This window comes from Stieleria maiorica (assembly GCF_008035925.1).
GTDB classification, from domain to species: domain Bacteria; phylum Planctomycetota; class Planctomycetia; order Pirellulales; family Pirellulaceae; genus Stieleria; species Stieleria maiorica.
This window is the reverse complement of sequence record NZ_CP036264.1, coordinates 2,409,457-2,428,003: the sequence shown is the minus strand read 5'-3', so window position 1 is coordinate 2,428,003 and position 18,547 is coordinate 2,409,457. Positions and strand designations below refer to the sequence as shown.

The 18,547-nt window shown below is 61.0% G+C and carries 11 protein-coding genes; 4 read left to right on the top strand and 7 right to left on the bottom strand.

All coding sequences use genetic code 11. From position 1 onward, the window contains the following. Nucleotides 1-103: 103 nt before the first annotated feature. Both Mal15_RS08285 and Mal15_RS08280 read left to right on the top strand, forming a co-directional pair. Nucleotides 104-5,917 carry a PVC-type heme-binding CxxCH protein gene (locus Mal15_RS08285; RefSeq protein ID WP_233903340.1) on the top strand — a complete coding sequence of 1,938 codons (5,814 nt, stop codon included), beginning with the start codon at nucleotides 104-106 and terminating at the stop codon, nucleotides 5,915-5,917. 775 nt (nucleotides 5,918-6,692) lie between these two features. After that, nucleotides 6,693-8,063 carry a hypothetical protein gene (locus Mal15_RS08280; RefSeq protein WP_147867332.1) on the top strand — a complete coding sequence of 457 codons (1,371 nt, stop codon included), beginning with the start codon at nucleotides 6,693-6,695 and terminating at the stop codon, nucleotides 8,061-8,063. A 176-nt stretch (nucleotides 8,064-8,239) separates the two neighbouring features. On the opposite strand, the gene Mal15_RS08275 is transcribed toward Mal15_RS08280, so the two are convergent. Continuing rightward, a complete protein-coding gene (locus tag Mal15_RS08275; protein WP_147867331.1) occupies nucleotides 8,240-9,325 on the bottom strand; it encodes a primase-helicase zinc-binding domain-containing protein in 1,086 nt (361 codons plus the stop codon). Between the two features lie 178 nt (nucleotides 9,326-9,503). Between Mal15_RS08275 and queA the strand changes: the two genes are divergently transcribed. Next, nucleotides 9,504-10,607 (top strand): tRNA preQ1(34) S-adenosylmethionine ribosyltransferase-isomerase QueA, encoded by a 1,104-nt coding sequence (gene queA, locus Mal15_RS08270; RefSeq protein WP_147867330.1) that lies wholly within the window; start codon nucleotides 9,504-9,506, stop codon nucleotides 10,605-10,607. Here queA and Mal15_RS08265 read toward each other — a convergent pair. The 3 genes from Mal15_RS08265 to Mal15_RS08255 all read right to left on the bottom strand — a co-directional run bounded on the left by Mal15_RS08265 (nucleotide 10,576) and on the right by Mal15_RS08255 (nucleotide 13,172). After that, nucleotides 10,576-11,001, bottom strand: a complete 426-nt coding sequence (locus Mal15_RS08265; RefSeq protein ID WP_147867329.1) for a hypothetical protein — start codon at nucleotides 10,999-11,001, stop codon at nucleotides 10,576-10,578. The genes queA and Mal15_RS08265 overlap by 32 nt on opposite strands. 136 nt (nucleotides 11,002-11,137) lie before the next feature. Further along, a complete protein-coding gene (locus Mal15_RS08260; RefSeq protein ID WP_233903339.1) occupies nucleotides 11,138-11,896 on the bottom strand; it encodes a methionine-R-sulfoxide reductase in 759 nt (252 codons plus the stop codon). Between the two features lie 4 nt (nucleotides 11,897-11,900). Further along, the gene (locus Mal15_RS08255) at nucleotides 11,901-13,172 is read right to left on the bottom strand and encodes a prepilin peptidase (protein ID WP_147867328.1); all 1,272 of its coding nucleotides are present in this window, start codon (nucleotides 13,170-13,172) and stop codon (nucleotides 11,901-11,903) included. 164 nt (nucleotides 13,173-13,336) lie between these two features. Between Mal15_RS08255 and mtnA the strand changes: the two genes are divergently transcribed. Next, nucleotides 13,337-14,368 carry an S-methyl-5-thioribose-1-phosphate isomerase gene (mtnA, locus tag Mal15_RS08250; protein WP_147867327.1) on the top strand — a complete coding sequence of 344 codons (1,032 nt, stop codon included), beginning with the start codon at nucleotides 13,337-13,339 and terminating at the stop codon, nucleotides 14,366-14,368. A gap of 112 nt (nucleotides 14,369-14,480) precedes the next feature. On the opposite strand, the gene Mal15_RS08245 is transcribed toward mtnA, so the two are convergent. From Mal15_RS08245 to Mal15_RS08235, 3 genes are all read right to left on the bottom strand, one after another. Further along, the gene (locus Mal15_RS08245; RefSeq protein WP_147867326.1) at nucleotides 14,481-15,539 is read right to left on the bottom strand and encodes a DUF1559 domain-containing protein; all 1,059 of its coding nucleotides are present in this window, start codon (nucleotides 15,537-15,539) and stop codon (nucleotides 14,481-14,483) included. Between the two features lie 642 nt (nucleotides 15,540-16,181). Beyond that, nucleotides 16,182-17,147 carry a hypothetical protein gene (locus Mal15_RS08240; RefSeq protein WP_147867325.1) on the bottom strand — a complete coding sequence of 322 codons (966 nt, stop codon included), beginning with the start codon at nucleotides 17,145-17,147 and terminating at the stop codon, nucleotides 16,182-16,184. Nucleotides 17,148-17,150: 3 nt separating this feature from the next. Next, complete coding sequence (locus tag Mal15_RS08235; protein ID WP_147867324.1) at nucleotides 17,151-17,735, bottom strand: YceI family protein; 585 nt, start codon at nucleotides 17,733-17,735, stop codon at nucleotides 17,151-17,153. Nucleotides 17,736-18,547 lie beyond the last annotated feature (812 nt).

Sequence of the window (18,547 nt, the reverse complement as noted above, 5' to 3'; positions counted from 1 at the left end):
CAGGTCTCCACAACATACACGCTGCCGTCGTTGTAGAATACGATCCCTGCCGTTTCCCATCCCCACCTCCTCCGGCAAGCGTCCGATGCGAAAAAACAGCCTTGTGAACCATTCTCGCCCCGTTTTGTGGATCGCCGCTTCGATCGTCGTCGTCTCGATCGCCACGGTGATCGACAGCCGTGGCTCGGCCGCCGACGACGCCCCCACGCTGCACCAGTTCCAGCGACAGCAACTGACGGGAACGTATTTCAGCGAAGGTGTCTCGGCCGGCGACATCAACGGCGACGGCATCAACGACGTGGTGTATGGGCCGTATTGGTTTGCCGGGCCTGACTACCAAACGAAGCACGAAATCTATCCGCCGGTTCCGCAAGACATGAACCGCTATGCGGACCACTTTTTCTCCTGGATCTACGACTTCGATCAGGACGGCTGGAACGACATCTTCGTCGTCGGATTCCCCGGGACCCCCGCCTACGTCTACGAGAATCCCAAACAGGCCGGATTGGATGCGCATTGGAAAAAGCACCAGGTGTTCGATTGGGTGTCCAATGAATCGCCCGAGTTGACCGACCTGCTGGGCGATGATCGTCCCGAGTTGGTGTGCACGCGGGATGGGTTCTTTGGATTCGCAACGATCGACGCCGAAGACCCTTTCGGAACGTGGCAGTTTCATGCCATTTCGCCGCAGGTGACCGCGACGCGATTCGGACACGGGCTGGGGATCGGTGACGTCAACGGCGACGATCGACTGGACATCATTCACCCCAAGGGCTGGTACGAGCAGCCGGAAAACGACGCGCTGACATCGCGTTGGATGCATCACGACGTGCGTCTTTGCGGGGGCAGCGGCGGCGCGGAGATGTACGCCTATGACGTCGACGGCGATGGCGACAACGACATCATCACCAGCGACTCGGCGCACAACTTCGGGTTGTCGTGGTTCGAGCAAATCGTTGATGGCGACGAGCGAACGTTCAAGCAACACCAAATCATGGGATCACACCCGTCGGACAACCAATACGGAGTGCTGTTCAGCGAGCCGCATTCGGTCGAACTGGCCGACATCGACGGTGACGGCTTGAAAGACATCGTGACGGGAAAGACCTATTGGTCACACCATCGACAAAGTCCGATGTGGGACGCCGGCGCCGTCGTGTACTGGTTCCGGCTGGTTCGCGGGGAAGACGGCATCGACTGGGTCCCCTATCAAGCCGACGGCGAAGCGGGGATCGGACGCCAGATCGTCGTCAATGACCTGGACGCCGACGGTCATCCCGACATCATCGTCGGCGGCATGAAAGGCGCCCATGTGCTGAAACACACGCAACAGCCGGTTTCCCAAGAACAGTGGCTGGCCGCCCAACCGAAACCGTACCAGGGATCCAAACCACCCAGCGCCGAAGGTGCGACCGCCAAACGTGGCCCGAAATCGAAAATCGATCCCCAAACCACTCGGGCCGTCGGAGCCATCGAAGGTGAATCGTTGAAGTTTCTCGCCACCGGAGGCAACGCGCGTCCGCAGGACATGTCGAACTTCAATGCCGACAACTGGAGCGGCAAGTCGCAACTGTGGTGGACCGATGCCAAGCCCGGCGACACGCTGACGATTCAGTTGCCGCCGGTCACCGGAGCCATCGACTTGGACGTGGTCCTGACCTGTGCGGTGGACTACGGAATCGTCCAGCTGTCGATTGACGATCAACCGCTGGGAGAACCGATCGATCTGTTCGATCGCCAAGTCGTCACGACCGGTGTGTTGTCGTTTCCGAAATTGACATTGAAAGGCAGCAAGCACACGTTGGGAGTGACGATCGTCGGTGCCAATCCCAACGCCAAGAAAGCATATATGTTTGCGTTGGATTACTTGCGAATCAAAAAGTCCGACGGCAGCTATGTCGCTGACCCGGCGGCCGGAAAAGCGACCGCCGACAACACGGCCGATGCATCCGGGATCCGTCCTAAAAACCTTGATGGCCGAGTGCTGAATCTGGATTTCGAAACCGGCACGCTGGACGACTGGACGGCAACCGGCACCGCGTTCGACAGCCAACCGGTCAAGGGCGACACCGTCAAACCGCGGCGCGCTGACATGCACAGCAACCATGACGGTCAGTTTTGGATCGGCGGCTTTGAGAAACTGGGCGACGAGCCCACCGGAACACTCACCTCGGCTCCGTTCATCGTCTCCCAGCCCTATGCGTCGTACCTGGCCAACGGCGGCGAGCACGAATCCACGCGTGTCGAATTGCTGCGCAAGGACAGCGAACGCGTGTTCTATCAAAGCAACGGGACCAACAGCGAAACGATGCGACGCGTTATCGTCGATCTGCGTGCCCACGTCGGCAAAGAAGTCATGGTGCGGCTGGTCGACGAGTCCGACGGCGGCTGGGGACACGTCAACTTTGACGATTTCCGATTGCATGCCAAACCTCCCGCGCGACCGACGCCGGCCATGATCGCCCTGACCGCCGATGAGTACCCGCACGCGGGGCTAGAAGCCCGGCAGGCTGCCGAGGCGATGCGAGTCCCCGAGGGATTTCAAGTCACCGTGGGCGCGGCCGAACCGGATGTGAAACAACCGATCGCGATGGCCCTGGATGATCGCGGACGAGTCTGGATTGCGGAGGCGTATGAGTATCCGACGCGTGCCGAAGGCGACGTCGGACGCGACCGGATCTTGATCTTTGAAGACACCGACGACGACGGTTCGCTGGATCACAGCAAGGTGTTTGCCGAAGGGCTGAACCTGGTCAGCGGATTGGAAGTCGGGTTCGGCGGCGTTTGGGTCGGTGCGGCACCGTACCTGATGTTCATTCCCGACAAGGACGGTGACGATGTTCCCGATTCCGAACCCCAAATCCTGCTCGACGGCTGGGGCTATCAAGACACCCACGAAACCCTGAACGCGTTCATCTGGGGCCCCGACGGATGGCTGTACGGTTGCCACGGCGTGTTCACCCACTCCCGCGTCGGCAAACCGGGAACGCCGGACGACCAGCGGACGCCGATCAATTGCGGCGTTTGGCGATACCATCCCACACGCCACGAGTTCGAAGTCTTCGCCCACGGCACCAGCAACCCCTGGGGCGTGGACTTCAACGATCACGGCCAAGCCTTCATCACCGCCTGTGTGATCCCGCACCTGTACCACATCATCGACGGCGCCCGCTATCAACGCCAAGGCGGCCGGCATTTCAACAACCACACCTACCGCGACATCGTCACCATTGCCGACCACCTGCACTACCTGGGCGCCACGCCGCACGGGGGCAACAGCAAATCGGATTCTGCCGGCGGAGGCCACGCGCATGCCGGGGCGATGATTTATCTGGGTGACACGTGGCCCGAAAAGTACCGCGGCCAATTGATGATGAACAACATTCACGGACAACGCTTGAACGTCGACGTCTTGGAACCCGCCGGATCGGGATACGTCGGACGCCACGGTCCCGATTTTCTGTTAACCGGCGACCAGGCCTCGCAAATTTTGAACCTCCGCTACGGGCCCGACGGCAACGCGTGGATGATCGATTGGTACGACATGCAGGCTTGTCACCGCCGCGAATCCACGCTGCACGACCGCAGCAACGGCCGGATCTACAAGATCAGCTACGGTGACGAAGTCGGCGCCGCCGCGCCGGAGATCGACTTCGGCTCGGCCAGCGATCTGCAGTTGGCCGAATTGACGCTTCACGCCAACGACTGGTACGTCCGCCACGGCCGTCGGGTGCTGCAGGAACGAGCCGCGGAGCGGGTGATCGCAACCGAAGCCGTCACGTGGCTACGCCAAATCGCCACGACACACACCGACGACACGCGCCGGCTGCGCGCCGCGTGGGCACTGCACGTGACGGGGAATTTCGATTCCAACGTTACTCGCTCCCTGATGGCTGACGAAAGCCCCTACGTTCGCGGTTGGTCGATCCAAATGGTGATGGAATCGACAGCGGGGAATGTCACTCCGGAGTATTTAGAACAATTCGTCGACATGGCCGGCGAGGACGATTCGCCGATCGTGCGTTTGTACCTCGCCTCGGCGGCCCAAAAACTGGCCTTGGATTCGCGTTGGGACTTGCTGCAGGCATTGACCTCGCACGCCGAAGACACCCGCGACCACAACTTGCCGTTGATGTACTGGTATGCGGCCGAACCGCTCGCCGATCTGGATGCCTCGCGGGCGATCGCGTTGGCGATGTCGGCGGGCGAGCGAATCCCGTTGCTGCGAGAATTCATGTTGCGGCGAATCGGCCAGAGCGGCGAAGACTCCCTGACCGTCCTGGTGGTGGCACTCGGACGCGCAAGCGACGCGGCCACGCAACTGACCTACCTCAACGCGATCCGATCTTCATTGGAAGGACGACGCCAAGTGAAGCCGCCAACGCAGTGGACGTTGGTCGCGCGGAAGCTGCTGTCCAGCCCGGATCACGACGTCCGCTTGCAAGCGGTTGCCCTAGGGGTCACGTTCGGCGACCAGCAAGCGCTCGCGGCGATGCGAACGCAAGTCGCCGATGCGTCCGCGCCGTTGGAGACCCGGCGAGTCGCCCTGCGGTCACTGCTGGACATGGACGACCCCGGCTTGGTCCCGACCCTGATCGATCTTTTGAAAGTCGACTCACCGTTGCGGGACGACGCGATCCGGGGACTGGCACAGTACGACGACGCTGCCATCGCGCCGGCCTTGCTGAAGGTCTACGGAGAACTCAATCCGGCCCAAAAGCGTTCGGCGCTGGCGACGCTGTGCTCGCGGGTCAATCCCGGTATCTCCCTGCTGACGGCCATCGAAGCCGAACAGATCCCCGGCACCGACTTGACCGCCGACCTGGTCCGGCAGTTGCAATTCTTGGGCAACAAGAAAATCGATGCGATGCTGGACAATGTCTGGGGCGTCGCCCGCGAATCGGCGGCCGACAAATTGGCGATGATCGGTGAGTACAAGCAACTGGTCGCCTCGACGGATCACCCGCCGGCGGACCTGGAACTCGGGCGCGCCGTGTTTGCCAAGACCTGCATGAAGTGCCACGTCTTGTACGGCGTCGGCTTCAAAGTCGGACCGGATCTGACCGGATCGAACCGCGCGAACTTGGAGTACCTGTTGTCGAATATCGTCGACCCCAGCGCCGTGATGGCCAAGGAATACGTGCCGACGGTCGTCTTGGTCGACGACGGTCGCGTGGTCAACGGACTGGTCAAGGCCGAAGACGAGTTCTCGCTCACCGTCCAAACCTCCGATGCGGTCGTTGTGATTCCCAAAGATGAAATCGAACAGCGCGCAACAGCCGACAAGTCGATGATGCCCGATGACCAATTAAAACAGTTCTCGCCACACGAAGTCCGTTCGTTGATCGCCTACCTGCGCGGGAAACAGCAAGTACCGATGCGGGCAACCAAAGAGAATGCCGCGGCGTTCTTCAACGGGACCGATCTGTCACACTGGAATGGCGATCCATCCCTGTGGTCGGTGGAAGACGGAGAATTGGTCGGGCGGACCGACGGGCTGCGCCGCAACGATTGGATCGTCAGTGATCTCTCGGTCGCTGATTTTCGATTGACCGTCGAAGTCAAATTGGTCGAGAACGCCGGAAACAGCGGGATCCAGTTCCGCAGCCGCGCCCACGACGGCGAAGTTTCCGGATACCAAGCCGACATCGGCGCCGGCTGGTGGGGCAAGCTGTACGAAGAACACGGACGAAAGCTGCTGTGGGATCAATCCGGCGAGTCACACGTCAAGCCGGGCGAGTGGAACACGTATGAAATCGTCGCCCGCGGACACCACATCCAGACCTTTCTTAACGGCCAGCCCTGTGTCGACCTGCACGATCCCGACGGCGCCGAAACCGGCATCATCGCCTTCCAGCTCCACAGCGGCGGCAAAACCGAAGTTCGGTTCCGTAATCTGAAGCTGGAAGTGCTCTGAAAACTTGGGGTGGGAGAATGGCACGGGCTCGGTGAGCCGACGGCGCTAGCCGCGGTCCTTGATACGCCTTGAACACGGCGGTAAGGCCCGAGGCTAGCGCCTACGGCTCAGCAAATTGGCTTAGGCCCGTGCCATTCTTGGCGTGGAATTTTGACGGTTTCGATTCCGCTGTACTCCCTTGAGATCAGCTGTCCGCCCATGGCATTTAATCATTCTGAGTGCGAATCATTCTGCCATCCTCTCCAGTTTCCTCGTCGTGTCGGATGGAGAGGTAGGAAGATTTTGGAGGTAGGAAAATTGGCGAAACTGGATGGAGAGCGCGATTCATCATCTTCTTACCCCCGAAATCTTCTTACCCTTTTTCCGCAGGCCATTAAGAAATGGGACCAAGTGCGCAAACCGGTTGATCTCAGTTGAGTTTTCCAACCGAACCGTACCGATGAAACAGTGCGCGTGAAACTGTCAATCGCCGATCGTTCGACCACGGACTCTGCCGCTCTGACGTCTTTCGGACACAGCACACGGCAGTTTTTCTCAATCACGCCCGTCGTGCAATCCGCGCAATCGGCAATCTTTCACAGGATTCGCCAGAAACCGGGGCGTGATTGTCTTCAGTCGCATTTTGCAAATGAACTGACGTGGGTGATTTGCCGATCACCATAGTAAGGACACATGCATGGGTGTGTGTGCGAAACGATGGGATCGACGCCCTGCGGAGCCATTCGATCACCCTCGCGAAACGCCATCGAAACACAAACCGCAATGGAATGCCACGGTGAAAACGAATCATCTCATTTGGATTTCGGTGGCAGCGTTAGCCATTTCCACCGCATCCCCGTCTGACGCCCAAACGCCCACCGAGGCGCCGGTGCCGACCATCTGGCGGTTCATCGGAATCCCTCAGGGCATCCAAAAAATCCGCGACGTCACGGTCAACCGCCGCGGTAACTTTCCCGGCCTGGAACGAAAGCCCCCGCTGAAGCGGATCGGCGATCCGGCCAACCTGGAATCCCCCAACCCGGCGATCAAAGCGGCTGCGGAGATCAAGCAAGCCGAGGACCTGAAGGCCCAGAAGATCAAGGCGATCAAGTTCCTGGCCAAGATGGGCTGCGGATGCTACGACAAGGAAGGCAAGATCACCGATGCCCTGCTCGCGGCCATGGACGACTGCACGCCGGACGTCCGATTGGCGGCAATCGATGCGATCGAAACGGCTGCCAATGGCGAAGGGTGCAGCAAGTGCGGATCGACGTCCTGCTGCAGCGAGAAGGTGACCAAACGGTTGAGCGAAATCGCCTACGAACGCGACGACAGCGGTTGCCACTTGGAGCCCAACGCGGACGTGCGAGCCGCCGCGGCAAAAGCCCTGTGCGTGTGCTGCCCGAATCGAGCGACCGGACCGATCGAAGAGGACGTGCCCGAAGAATTGGTTCCGCCGCCGGTCGTCCCGGATCCGATTTCCGGTGAAGGCACCGAGGAGGCCGAGGGGATTCAGGGTGAAGGTGCCGGTGCCTCCGGGGCCGAAGTGCTGGAAGCCCCGATTCGAGAAGACGCCACAGATGCCGCAAGCGGTGCCGCGGGTGCCGACACAACCACAACCGCCGAAGGGTTGAAACTGTTTCAAGCTGCCAAGGTCCAGCGATCCGATGTCGAAGTCGGTCAGGTCAAAATGATCGGCGGCATGGCGATCCAACCGGTCACCATTTCACCGGTCACCGCGACTTCCGATGCCCCCGCAACCCGCTCGATCAGCAAGCCGGTTTCGCTGTCGCTCAGTGACGACGCGGCGACGTCTGCCCCGGCGGCGGAACAAAAACCGCAAGCCCTGCCGATGCCGGTCGCACTCCCGATCAAAGAAGCTGCTCAAGCCGATCAAGCTCGCATCGCCCCCAAACCGGCCGCACGAAAGAACGTCGTGGCGACCGTCGTCGGAGTCGATCAGAAATCGGGCCGCGTCATCCTGCGAAGCGGCCAAGCCATGCGTCCCGGATCCTCGGTGACCGTTTACCATCAGTACCTGACTGGAGAACGCTTGGTGGCACACCTGCTGATCAACAGCGTCAATGGCAACCAGTCAGTCGCAACCGTCACTGACGCAGCCAGCTTGGCGAAGATCCACACCGGCGACCGCGCCGTGTGCTTCTAAAGCCGATCGCAACCACCGCATCACGAAAAAGCGTCAGCGGATCCGCTGACGCTTTTTTTTTGCGAGTAGCAGCTGAGATTTGACAGAAAAATGGGGGCGGAAAAATGAAACTCCCAACTCCCAACTCCCAACTCCCAACTCCCAACTCCCAACTCCCAACTCCCAACTCCTGAAACTCAAAACTGAAACGTCTTCTGCGTCTTCGATCGGATCGTGGCGATCGTTGTGGCGTCGGCCAGATTGATCGGAGACATCGCCGCCCAGACGCGGAGATCGTTTGCCGGTGCGGGTGGAGCGATCACGTCGACGTGGCTCAAGGACCGTGGCAGGGTTTGGCACAGTGACTTGGCCAATCGCTTGGCCCCGCTTCGTCCGGCTTCATCATTGTCGGCGACGATCGCAAGTCGTTGAGGCTGGTGTCGGTGGATGTAGCGGTCGACGAAAAAGGTCGACGCGCTGCAACTGGCCCTTCCGATTGCCCACCAGCCCAACGTGATCGCAGCTGCGGTGTCCGAGGCGCCTTCGGTGACATACAGCGTCTCCGGAATTCCTCTCGTGCTGCCGGGTCCGGTGGTTGGGCGGGCGATAAAGATCCCGCTTTGGCTGCCGCGGCGGGACCATTTGCAGTTTCGTTTTTGCGTCCACGGTAAACCGCTGATGCGAACGCCGATCACTTGCTCGTGTTCATTTCGCATCGGCCATGTGGAACCGTTGCCATCAGCGGTCACACCGACCCGGAGCCTCTGTAAGGCGTGCTGAGAGACCGTCAGTTGTTCGGCCAGCCGGCGACGCGTGGCAGCATCGATGCGGTGATAGGCGTCGCGTGCGAAGGCGGTGTGCTTGTCAATCGCTTCGGCAGACTGGTCGATGGGGACCGCAGCCGCCGAGCAGGACGATGAAGCTGACCCGGACGATGGAGTCGCAGCCGGTCGGTTGCGGGGGCTGCCGACGGCCGGCCGGACGCCCACCACATCGGCCAGGAAAGCCAGCGATTCGGCAAACGAACACCCCAGCCACCAGCGCAGCGTGGCGATCCCATCCCCCGGGCGGATCGCACAGCCGCGGGTAAAACAACGGCGGCAATGGACCGCCCCACGCTGTTGCAGATCCCCAAATGCCGCGAATCGATCACGCCCGCCACACTTGGGACAGGGATGGTTCCGACCATCCAAGACTGCTGCCGGGATGCCCGCGGAAATCAAAATCTCGCCCCACCGCCCCATCGCAGCTCGGCGAAGTTCGTTGAGGTCGTAATACGGCATCACAACGGGGAAAAAATGGGAAAGGCTTCCGGCCTGTCGATCGGCATTCTCTCCCTGTTTCGGCACGCCAACAAATCAGATTTCAGCCTCTTCCCGATCGTTCACTTGGCCCCGATCGTAGCGGTCGCCCGCCTTGCCTCCCATCTTCAATCGCACGGCCGGCTGCTACACTTCGGCCATGAGCGAAATCGATTTATATGACTACGAATTACCCCGTGAGCGAATCGCCCAGGAACCGCTGGCGACCCGCAGCGACGCCCGGCTGATGTTGGTCCATCGCAGCAGTGGCGAGATCGAACACCACTATGTGCGCGATCTGCCGGACCTGTTGCGAAGCGAAGACACACTGGTGCTGAACGACAGCCGCGTCATCCCGGCGCGAATGGTCGGGTTCCGCACTCGGACCCAAGGTCGCTGGCAGGGATTGTTCTTGCGCGAAGACGCCCAGACAGGGATCTGGGAGGTGTTGACCAAAACCCGCGGAAAACTGGTTCCCGGCGAAACCATCACGATCGAAGACCGCAACGGGTTGCCCGGCATGCGGTTGGAAGTAGTCGCGCGGACCGAACACGGGCACATGCTCGTGCTGCCTCGCCCCCCCGCCGATCGGTTGGCCTTCGGTGGCGATGAAGCCGAATTGTCAGAATCCGCCAGCGCCGATCAGTGGCTCAGTCGCTACGGACGCGTGCCGCTGCCACCGTACATTCGCGACGGGCACATGGTCGATGCGGATGTGTCCAATTACCAAACCGTGTTTGCCAAGACGCCCGGCAGCGTGGCCGCGCCGACCGCCGGTTTGCATTTCACCCCCAGTCTGCTCGGTCAGATCGCCGACGGAGGCACCGAGACCGCGTCGGTGACGCTGCACGTCGGGCTGGGAACGTTCCGTCCGATCAGCACCGCGACGCTGTCGGAGCACGAGATGCACACCGAGTGGGGACAGATCACCGAGGAAAACGCCGACTTGATCGTCCAGCGAAGGGCCTCCGGCGGCCGCTGTGTCGCCGTCGGCACGACCAGCGTCCGCGTGCTCGAGAGCGCCGCCGCAGACCTCTCGGGTGACCTGCGGGCCTGGACCTCGACCACGGATCTGTTCATCCGCCCGCCCTACCGATTCCAGGTCGTCGACGCGTTGATGACCAATTTTCACTTGCCCAAGAGCACGTTGCTGGTGCTGGTCAGTGCCTTTGCCACACGCGAGCTGATTCTTGAGGCGTACGCCAAAGCGATCGAAAGCGAATACCGCTTCTTCAGCTATGGGGATGCGATGCTGATCGTGTAGCCCGCGTTCCGATCAATAGCAACACGATCGCGGGTATCATCATGAATCCCGCCCAGCCATGAACCGACATGAGTGAATGCATCTGGTGGGTCGACGCAACCGGCAGCATGCACAGGAACACCGTGACGATCGTGACCAGTCCGGCAGCCAGGGTCGCGATGTAGCCCAGGATTTGCAGCCAGGACGTCGTCCGCTTGGCCGGCAGGTATCGCAGAAAAAACAACGCGAACACCGGCAACCCCATCACCAGCACTCCGCTGGCCATCATGTGCACCAGCAACGCCTGGCCGTCGAGTGTTTGCTCGTCCATCGCGGCGGGCCAAGAAGTGAACACGAGCACCGCCACCACCATCACCAGCGCCAGGAGCAAAATTCGATCGATCCAAACGAGCATCGGAATAGACGCCTTGTCAAAAAAGGGCACGGGGGTATTTAAAGCAACCGTTGGTGTCTAGCCTTCAGGCGAATTCCCTCGCCGCGTTCACAGCGACCATGGTCGGCCCAAGCCTGCACGCCAACGCTTCGGCCCGCTAATTCTCTTTCGTCTCCGCATCCCCCTTCGGTTCCTTTTCCTTTTCGATCACCAGCTTGGGCGGCAGTTCCTTGCCTTTGGGGACGAACTTCATCGAAATCGAATTGACGCAGTGCCGCGTGTTCTTCTCGGTGAACCGTTCACCTTCAAACACATGTCCCAGGTGACCGTCACAGTTGGCGCACAAGATCTCGACTCGATAACCATCGGCATCTCTTTGGCGCCGGACCGCACCCTTGATCTCATCGTCAAAACTCGGCCAGCCACAATGGCTTTCGAACTTATCTTCGCTGCGGTACAGCTGTGCGTTGCATTGACGGCAGATGTAGGTGCCGGGGTCCTTGGTCATCGTGTACCCGCCCGGCCCCGGCGGTTCGGTGCCCTTGTTCAAGATCACGTAGGCGGCGTTGCGATCCAGTGCGTTGTACTCTTTGACGAAATCCAACTTTTGTTTCGGCGCCGGCTTTTCGTTCGACTCTGTCACGGTTTGCTCTTCCGATTCGGGGGCTTTTTCGCTGGATGCTTCTTCGCCCTTCGTTGCGTTTGCGGTTTCGCTCGCGGGCTCGGGTTTCACTTCGGACGATGACGAATCGCCGACCAAGACCACCGGTTCGGAGGGTTCGGTGACGACTGGCTCGGATGCAACCGGTGTGTCAACACACCCGCACATCAGTCCCAAGATCGCAGCGCCGACCAGGCACCTTGCGCCGGCCGAAACCAGGTTCGTGAAACCGTACCCGCGATCGTGATTGTTCATGTTCTCATTCACCGAACAGCGTCTCCTTTGTGACCCGCCAAAAATAAAGCATCACCCCCATGATACCCGTTAGGGCAAGAAACAGCCAAAGCATAAATGGCCCCAGAATCGCCAGATTGCCCAAGAACCACCCGTTGACCAGCCGATCCCACCCAAAAACGGACAACAGCGTGCCGGCACACAGATACGGACCGAACGGGATCTCGGAATTTCGGGTGATGATGAAATACACCAGCACGATCGCGATTGCGGCGATCGGCGCCAGGAAAAACGACATCACCGCGCCTTGCCAGCCGATAAACGCGCCGATCATCGCCATCAACGTCACGTCGCCGAACCCCATCGCTTCGCGCCGCATCGCGACGCTGCCGACGATCCGAATCGCCCAGACCACCCCACCGCCGACCCCCAGCCCGATCAACGCCGTCAGCAATCCGATCCACGTGGCGCCGCCGACGCCGAAGATGATTCGGATGATCACCGCTCCGATCAACCACATCGCTAGCAACCGCTTCCATGGGTTGTACGGCTTGTTGCGCACCAGCGAGGCGAAGAAGTATTCGAACGCCTTCAGCGGACCGCGCCGCAGAATCAGCCGTCGATTGGAGAGGGCAAAACACCACATCGTCCAAATCCCCACGCCGGTCCACCAGCCCGCCGGACCTGTCCACTTCGGAGCCTCAGCCGGCGCCGGCAGATAAAACGCAACAGGAACCAGCACGCCATTCAGATCCAACGCCGGTAGAAAGGAGTCTTTCTGCGCCAGGCATGCCACGACCAACGCGATCAACGTCCCCGGGATCGTGATCTCGTCGGGAATCGTTTGTTCGTCGAAATCAATGAACGTCGCCGCCACCATCAACGAAATCAGGATCAGGTGCGATGCGAAAACCACCGTCATCCAGGGTTGATACCCGGCGATCGCCACCGGAACGCGATCGGCCGGCGGCAGCAACATCCCCGTCTGCGTAACGAACCAGTAATACAGCGGTATCCCGATCGCCATCGACAACTCGATCAGCATCGGGCGAACCCAAAACGCTTTGCCGTGCAGGGGGACTTCGCGACGCAACCCGAGCCAACCGAGGATCGGAATTCGATCCGATGTCTTTCGCGGCGGTGCCTGTGGGTCCGCCGGGGACCAGGGACCGATCAATCTCGCGTCCCACGCCAATCGATAGATCGCCCAGTTGGCCAGCGCGCCGAGCATGACCCCGATCACGGCCAGCAACACCAATCGCAGTTCGATCGGTAGCGTTATCCAAAAAGCGATCAACGAATCAGTCTCATGATGTAGGACGGCCCATCAACCCGATGGCCGGGCGTCTTCTTCGCCCCCGGAGCAGGCATGTTCGCCCCCGAGCAGGGATGGTCTACATTGTTCAGTGTAGACGCCTTCGGGTGAACCCCAGTAACCGCTCCCATTCCGTCGTCTGATTCATGACCGCCCCCGAAACACTCCGCTTCGAAAACCACCGTTTGATTTTGATCGACCAAACCAAGCTGCCGGGGGAATTGACCGAGCTGGTTTGCACCTCCGTCGCACAGACGCATGACGCGATCCGGCGCTTGGTCGTTCGCGGCGCACCGGCGATCGGCATCGCGGCGGCCTACGGCGTTTGCCTGGCCGTTCCGGCGGATGAGACCGGTACCCCCGGCCGGTCGCGATACATCGACGCGATCGAGTCCCTGGCCACCAGCCGCCCCACCGCGGTCAATTTGTTCTGGGCGCTCGATCGCATGCGGCAGATCGTTGACTCCACGCCGGAGGCTGAATTGAAAGACGCATTGGTCGCCGAGGCCACGCGGATTCACGAGGAAGACCGCCAGATGTGTCACGCGATCGGACGCAATGGCGCACCCTTGCTGGCCGATGTCCAAACCGTGCTGACGCATTGCAATGCCGGCGGGTTGGCCACGTCGACCTGGGGCACCGCGCTCGCACCGATCTATCACCTGCACCAGACCGGCGACGCGCCGAAAGTCATCGCCGACGAAACCCGCCCGCTGTTGCAAGGCGGACGCTTGACCGCATGGGAACTCTCGCAAGCCGGCGTCGATGTCACCGTGATCACCGATTCGATGTCGGGATCGTTGATGCGACTGGGAAAGATCCAAGCCGTGATCGTCGGGGCCGACCGGATCACCGCACGCGGTGATGTGGCCAACAAAATCGGAACCTATCCCGTCGCGGTGTTGGCCAAACATCACGGGTTGCCGTTTTATGTCGCCGCCCCGACCAACACGTTCGATTTACAACTTGATTGCGGCGACGACATCCCGATCGAACAGCGCGGTCGCGAAGAAGTCGCCGCGCCGCATGGCGTCCGCATCGTCCCCGACGCCGCCGACGTGCTCAATCCCGCCTTCGACGTCACCCCCGCCGAATTGGTCACGGCCATCATCACTGAACGCGGCGTGATCAAGCAGCCCTCGCGTGATGCCGTCGCAGAGCACTTCGCCAACGCGTAGCGGAAGCCGCCAAGGCTTTCGGCTCGCCAACAGCACGACTCCGTTTAGGGCGATCGAAACTCTCCGCGAGTTCCGCTACGCCAGATCGGTCCATCCAACTCGCACCTGCCGTTTACTCCGGCACGGTCACGGTTTCGCCGCCGGCCCGTGTGGACAGGTTTCGCCACAGTTCCAGGTTGATCGAATCGGTGATGAAGCGGACCGAACCGTCCATCATCGTGACGTTCACGCCGCCTTGGTGATAGCTGCGTGAGGTGACGGCGGCCTGGGTCAGTGCCGTCGTGTCCTTGCCTTCGCGGATGTTGGTGAAGTCCACATCGAATTCGCGGCCGCTGGCGGTGCACAGCACCTTGCGGTTCGGGGAAAACGTCGTCGTGAACCCCGATTGGTGAACGCGTCCGTCGACCCATTCGGTGTGACCGGTGTCGGTCTTCAGGCTGCCGCCCAGGGCGCAGATGTCTGCCGGTTCGGTCGGAATGTCGATGTCTCCGGCGATCTCCACGTCGCGGTAGTACGCCGTCCGAGCTTTGACTTCACCGAAGCCCAAGGTGTTGCTCAATCCGTCCAACACGTCTCGGAACCGCGACGGGCGTCCGGTGGCAAACGATCCGGGGCCGGTTTCGTTCGTGTTGGGGTTGAACACAAACCAAGGGCCGGCGTTGTATCCGTAGCTGAGCGGGTAGTGATAGGGGTTGCCGTCGTCATCGGGGCGTTCAAAGTCGTTGACATCGCTGGGGCACAGGTAGACCGGCACGCGGAAGCTGGAAACCTTGATCGATTCGCCGTCGACCGTGATCCGGGCCGCTCCATAGCCGGCTCCGAAATCGATCGCCGACGCCAACGAGACGTTCTCGACATACGGCAAGATCCTGGCTTGGGTCGACCAGCCGTCACCGGTCATCGCCGGTCGCGTCCAGGCCGGGGGCAGCCGCTTGGTCGCCGATTCGTAGTTGTGAACCGCCAAAATGATCTGCTTCATGTTATTGGTGCAGCTCATCCGCCGCGCCGCCTCACGGGCCGCTTGGACGGCCGGCAGCAACAGCCCGACCAAAATGCCGATGATGGCGATCACGACCAGCAGTTCCACCAGGGTGAAGGCGTTTCGTTGGGGCCGGCGGGTTGCGGGCTGGAGGGCTGCCGGCTGGAGGAAACAGGGACGCTGGGCAGGCATGGTGGGATATCTCCTCGGATGGCGTCCGCCTTTGCACGGGGCGGTCCGGTTTCTTGGTGCGGGGGAAGACAAATGGACTCGGGCAGTTCACTAACTAACGCTAATGAGAATTGTTCTCGACAAAGATTCTGGAAAGCTGCGGCCTTTTTTGCAAGCGGCGTAGCGAAAAAAGATTCGGATCGAGAAAACCTTCGGCCCCTGCGGCGATCTCACCGCCCGTCCGCATGCCTTGCCGGCCGCAGCGACTCCCTAAGCGAGTCTGTCATCCCGCCCAAACGAACCGCATTCCGCCCACGCCGGGGTCTGTCCCCGCAGCGACGTCGGGGTCAGTCCCCGCGGATCCCAGTCCCCGCGGATCCCAGACCGCATCACATCCGTGGGTACGCGCTGCCATCCGTGGGCTTTTTCGATTCCCCCTGACCTCCCCAGACGAACCAACTCAGGCCAGGAGCCTAGCTGGACAGCGCCGCTTTGCTCAAGAAACACCGTGAATCACCGGTCGAACGTAGCTACCTTCGCCAGAAGGTGGATTCCCGGGGGTTTCCACGCTCGCTTCGAGCGTAGCTACGCCAAAGTGGCGCTGTCCTAGGGTCTGTCCCCATAAGACCCCGGCACGACAAGGCAATGTGCGAAAACAGGCGGTCACGGCGAGCCGAGTGCCGACTCGGTGAGAACATCCACCGAGGTCATCACGACCAGCGGTGCCAGATCGCGATCGTAATCGCGTTTGGCCAGCGCTAGGGTGACCAGCAGTGGGATCGAAACCAGAGCGAGCCGAATGGCCCCCACAATCCACGGCCGTTGCTGTTTCAACGGCCGCAGCTCAGCGACCCAAACCAGCACGGGCGCGACACCGATCGTTACGGCCCGGCCGTCGGTCACGCGTCCGAAGAAGTGGCCGATGAACAAGATCCCGAACAGGCCGATCACGCCGACGCCGATCAAAACAGGCGGCAGCAACAATGGCCGCTCGTCGACCGGCCCGCGTCGACGACCGCGGACTGCCCAAACCACGATCGCAGTTCCCAACAACGCTGCGACGATCGGCATCGCCGCCTCACCGCCTTTGAGATAGCCCGCCATCATCACCGTTGCGGCCGCCGCTTGCAGCGACAGACATAGACTGACGGGAATCGAAATCCCTGGGCTGCGACGGGCCAACGTCAACAGTCCCCCCCAACAAATTGACAGCAAGGTCCAGCAGACGCCGATCGTGATCGCTGATTGCCAGACGGTCCACTCGTCGGGATTATTCACGTAAACCGAACCGTGCAACAAAACGCGTGGGACCAGCAACACCAGGCTGATCCGCAACAGCCAGACGAACCCGGTTGCCACACGCGGCAGCGCTGCGGCCCATTCGACCAACAGCACGGCGGGCAGGATGAGCAGGAGCAGCCGATCGAGCGCGGTCGCTGGCGGCACCGACACGTGAACCGATCCGACCCACAGCCCCGCTATCAAGCCGATTCCGATCGCGATGCCGGACGCCGTGTTGATCCAGGCCGGCGTCGAAGATCGCCGCGGCCACACCAACGCCGCGACAATCACGGCGCTGGCGATTAGGGCGGCCAGGATCGCCCGGGCGTACAGGATCGGATCTGGCATCAGTTATTCGCGAACGCCTTCACAGTCAATCATGATCAACGCCGTGTCACCGATCGGGCCAATCGCTCGCGCGTCAAAACCGTAATCGCTGCGTTTGAGTGAAAGCTCCGTGGAAAACGCGACCCGCTTGACCTTCTTGAAATCATGCTCCTTTCCGCCCATCAAGACGAGTGTGATCTGGTTGGTCGTGCCGTGCATGGTGAAGTCCCCCGTCACCTCGTATCCACCGTCGATCGGTTTGACGCTGGTGCTGCGGAATTCGATCGTGGGGAATTGTTTCGTATCGAAGTAATCGGGTTGACGCAGGTGCTCATCGCGGGCCTTGTTGGCCGTGTCGATGCTGTCGGCCTTGATCGTCAGCGCGAAGGTGGACTTTGACGGATCCTGACGATCCAGGGAGAACGTCCCCGAGACCTCATTGAATCGGCCATGGATCCAGCTGATGTCCAAGTGCCTCGCTTTGAAACTGACTGAGGAATGCACGCCGTCATAGTCATAGACGTCAGCCGCACGGGCCGACGGGCCACCCGCAACGCTCCAGGTGCCGACCAGGAGCCCGAGAACCAAGGTCAAAAAGTGGTGTCGCATCAGTTGTTCTTTCCAGCGAAAAATCGAAATCGGATCGCGCGCCGCACACGCAGCCCGCGGGGGATCGAAACTGTATACCAGAACCGCCGCCCTCCCTGAGCGAGCGCGCCGACTTTCCGTTGTCGATCCTCAGGTTTTCGCCCCGCTCATCAGTCGGCCACCGGGGTCTGTCCCCGCAGAGTTCCGCCGGGGTCTGTCCCCGCAGAGTTCCGAGCACGTTTTTCCCGCGGATGGCAATGCGTACCCACGGATGAGATCCGGTCCGGGATCCGTGGGGACGCGCTGCCATCCGTGGGCTTTTTCGATTTCCCCCCCTGATCCCCCCGAACGAATCCAATCAAGCCGACCCCCATCACAGACGGTGGCGCTGGGCCTGGCCCCGTGTCGCCCTGCGTCTGTCTCCCTGTCGTCGGTCCTCGCATCGCCGCCGCCTGCCCCCTCATCCCCAGCCCTTCTCCCCCGCAAAGCCGGGGGAGAAGGGAGCCGTCGGATTTTGGGGATTGCAGGGCTAATATCCGAGGTCTGTCCCCACGCGTTCAGTGTCCCTAAACAGACTGTTCGCGGTGTCCGGGACACCAAAAAAATGGCGGCAAGTTGACAGAATGTCGCATCTGGCCGGTGCACCCGCTATAGTTATTGCTGGGGGCCTTATCTGGCAGCGCTCGCTCGGCGACGCAGCAATCATCTTTTTTATTCGACCAGCTTCAATCGCAGGGGAGGAGCCGACGGCTGCGGGGTGGGCTTCGGGATCTGAACAGGCGTGTTCAACCCGAGCGACTATCGAGGACTTAGGACAATTCTTCAATCAGTGA

Excerpts from the sequence above, each read along its gene's own strand:
- Mal15_RS08265 (WP_147867329.1), bottom strand. The coding sequence starts at position 11,001 with ATGCTCGTTTGGATCGATCGAATTTTGCTCCTGGCGCTGGTGATGGTG.
- Mal15_RS08275 (WP_147867331.1), bottom strand. The coding sequence starts at position 9,325 with ATGCCGTATTACGACCTCAACGAACTTCGCCGAGCTGCGATGGGGCGG.
- Mal15_RS08235 (WP_147867324.1), bottom strand. The coding sequence starts at position 17,735 with ATGCGACACCACTTTTTGACCTTGGTTCTCGGGCTCCTGGTCGGCACC.
- Mal15_RS08245 (WP_147867326.1), bottom strand. The coding sequence starts at position 15,539 with ATGCCTGCCCAGCGTCCCTGTTTCCTCCAGCCGGCAGCCCTCCAGCCC.
- mtnA (WP_147867327.1), top strand. The coding sequence starts at position 13,337 with ATGACCGCCCCCGAAACACTCCGCTTCGAAAACCACCGTTTGATTTTG.
- Mal15_RS08240 (WP_147867325.1), bottom strand. The coding sequence starts at position 17,147 with ATGCCAGATCCGATCCTGTACGCCCGGGCGATCCTGGCCGCCCTAATC.
- queA (WP_147867330.1), top strand. The coding sequence starts at position 9,504 with ATGAGCGAAATCGATTTATATGACTACGAATTACCCCGTGAGCGAATC.
- Mal15_RS08260 (WP_233903339.1), bottom strand. The coding sequence starts at position 11,896 with ATGAACAATCACGATCGCGGGTACGGTTTCACGAACCTGGTTTCGGCC.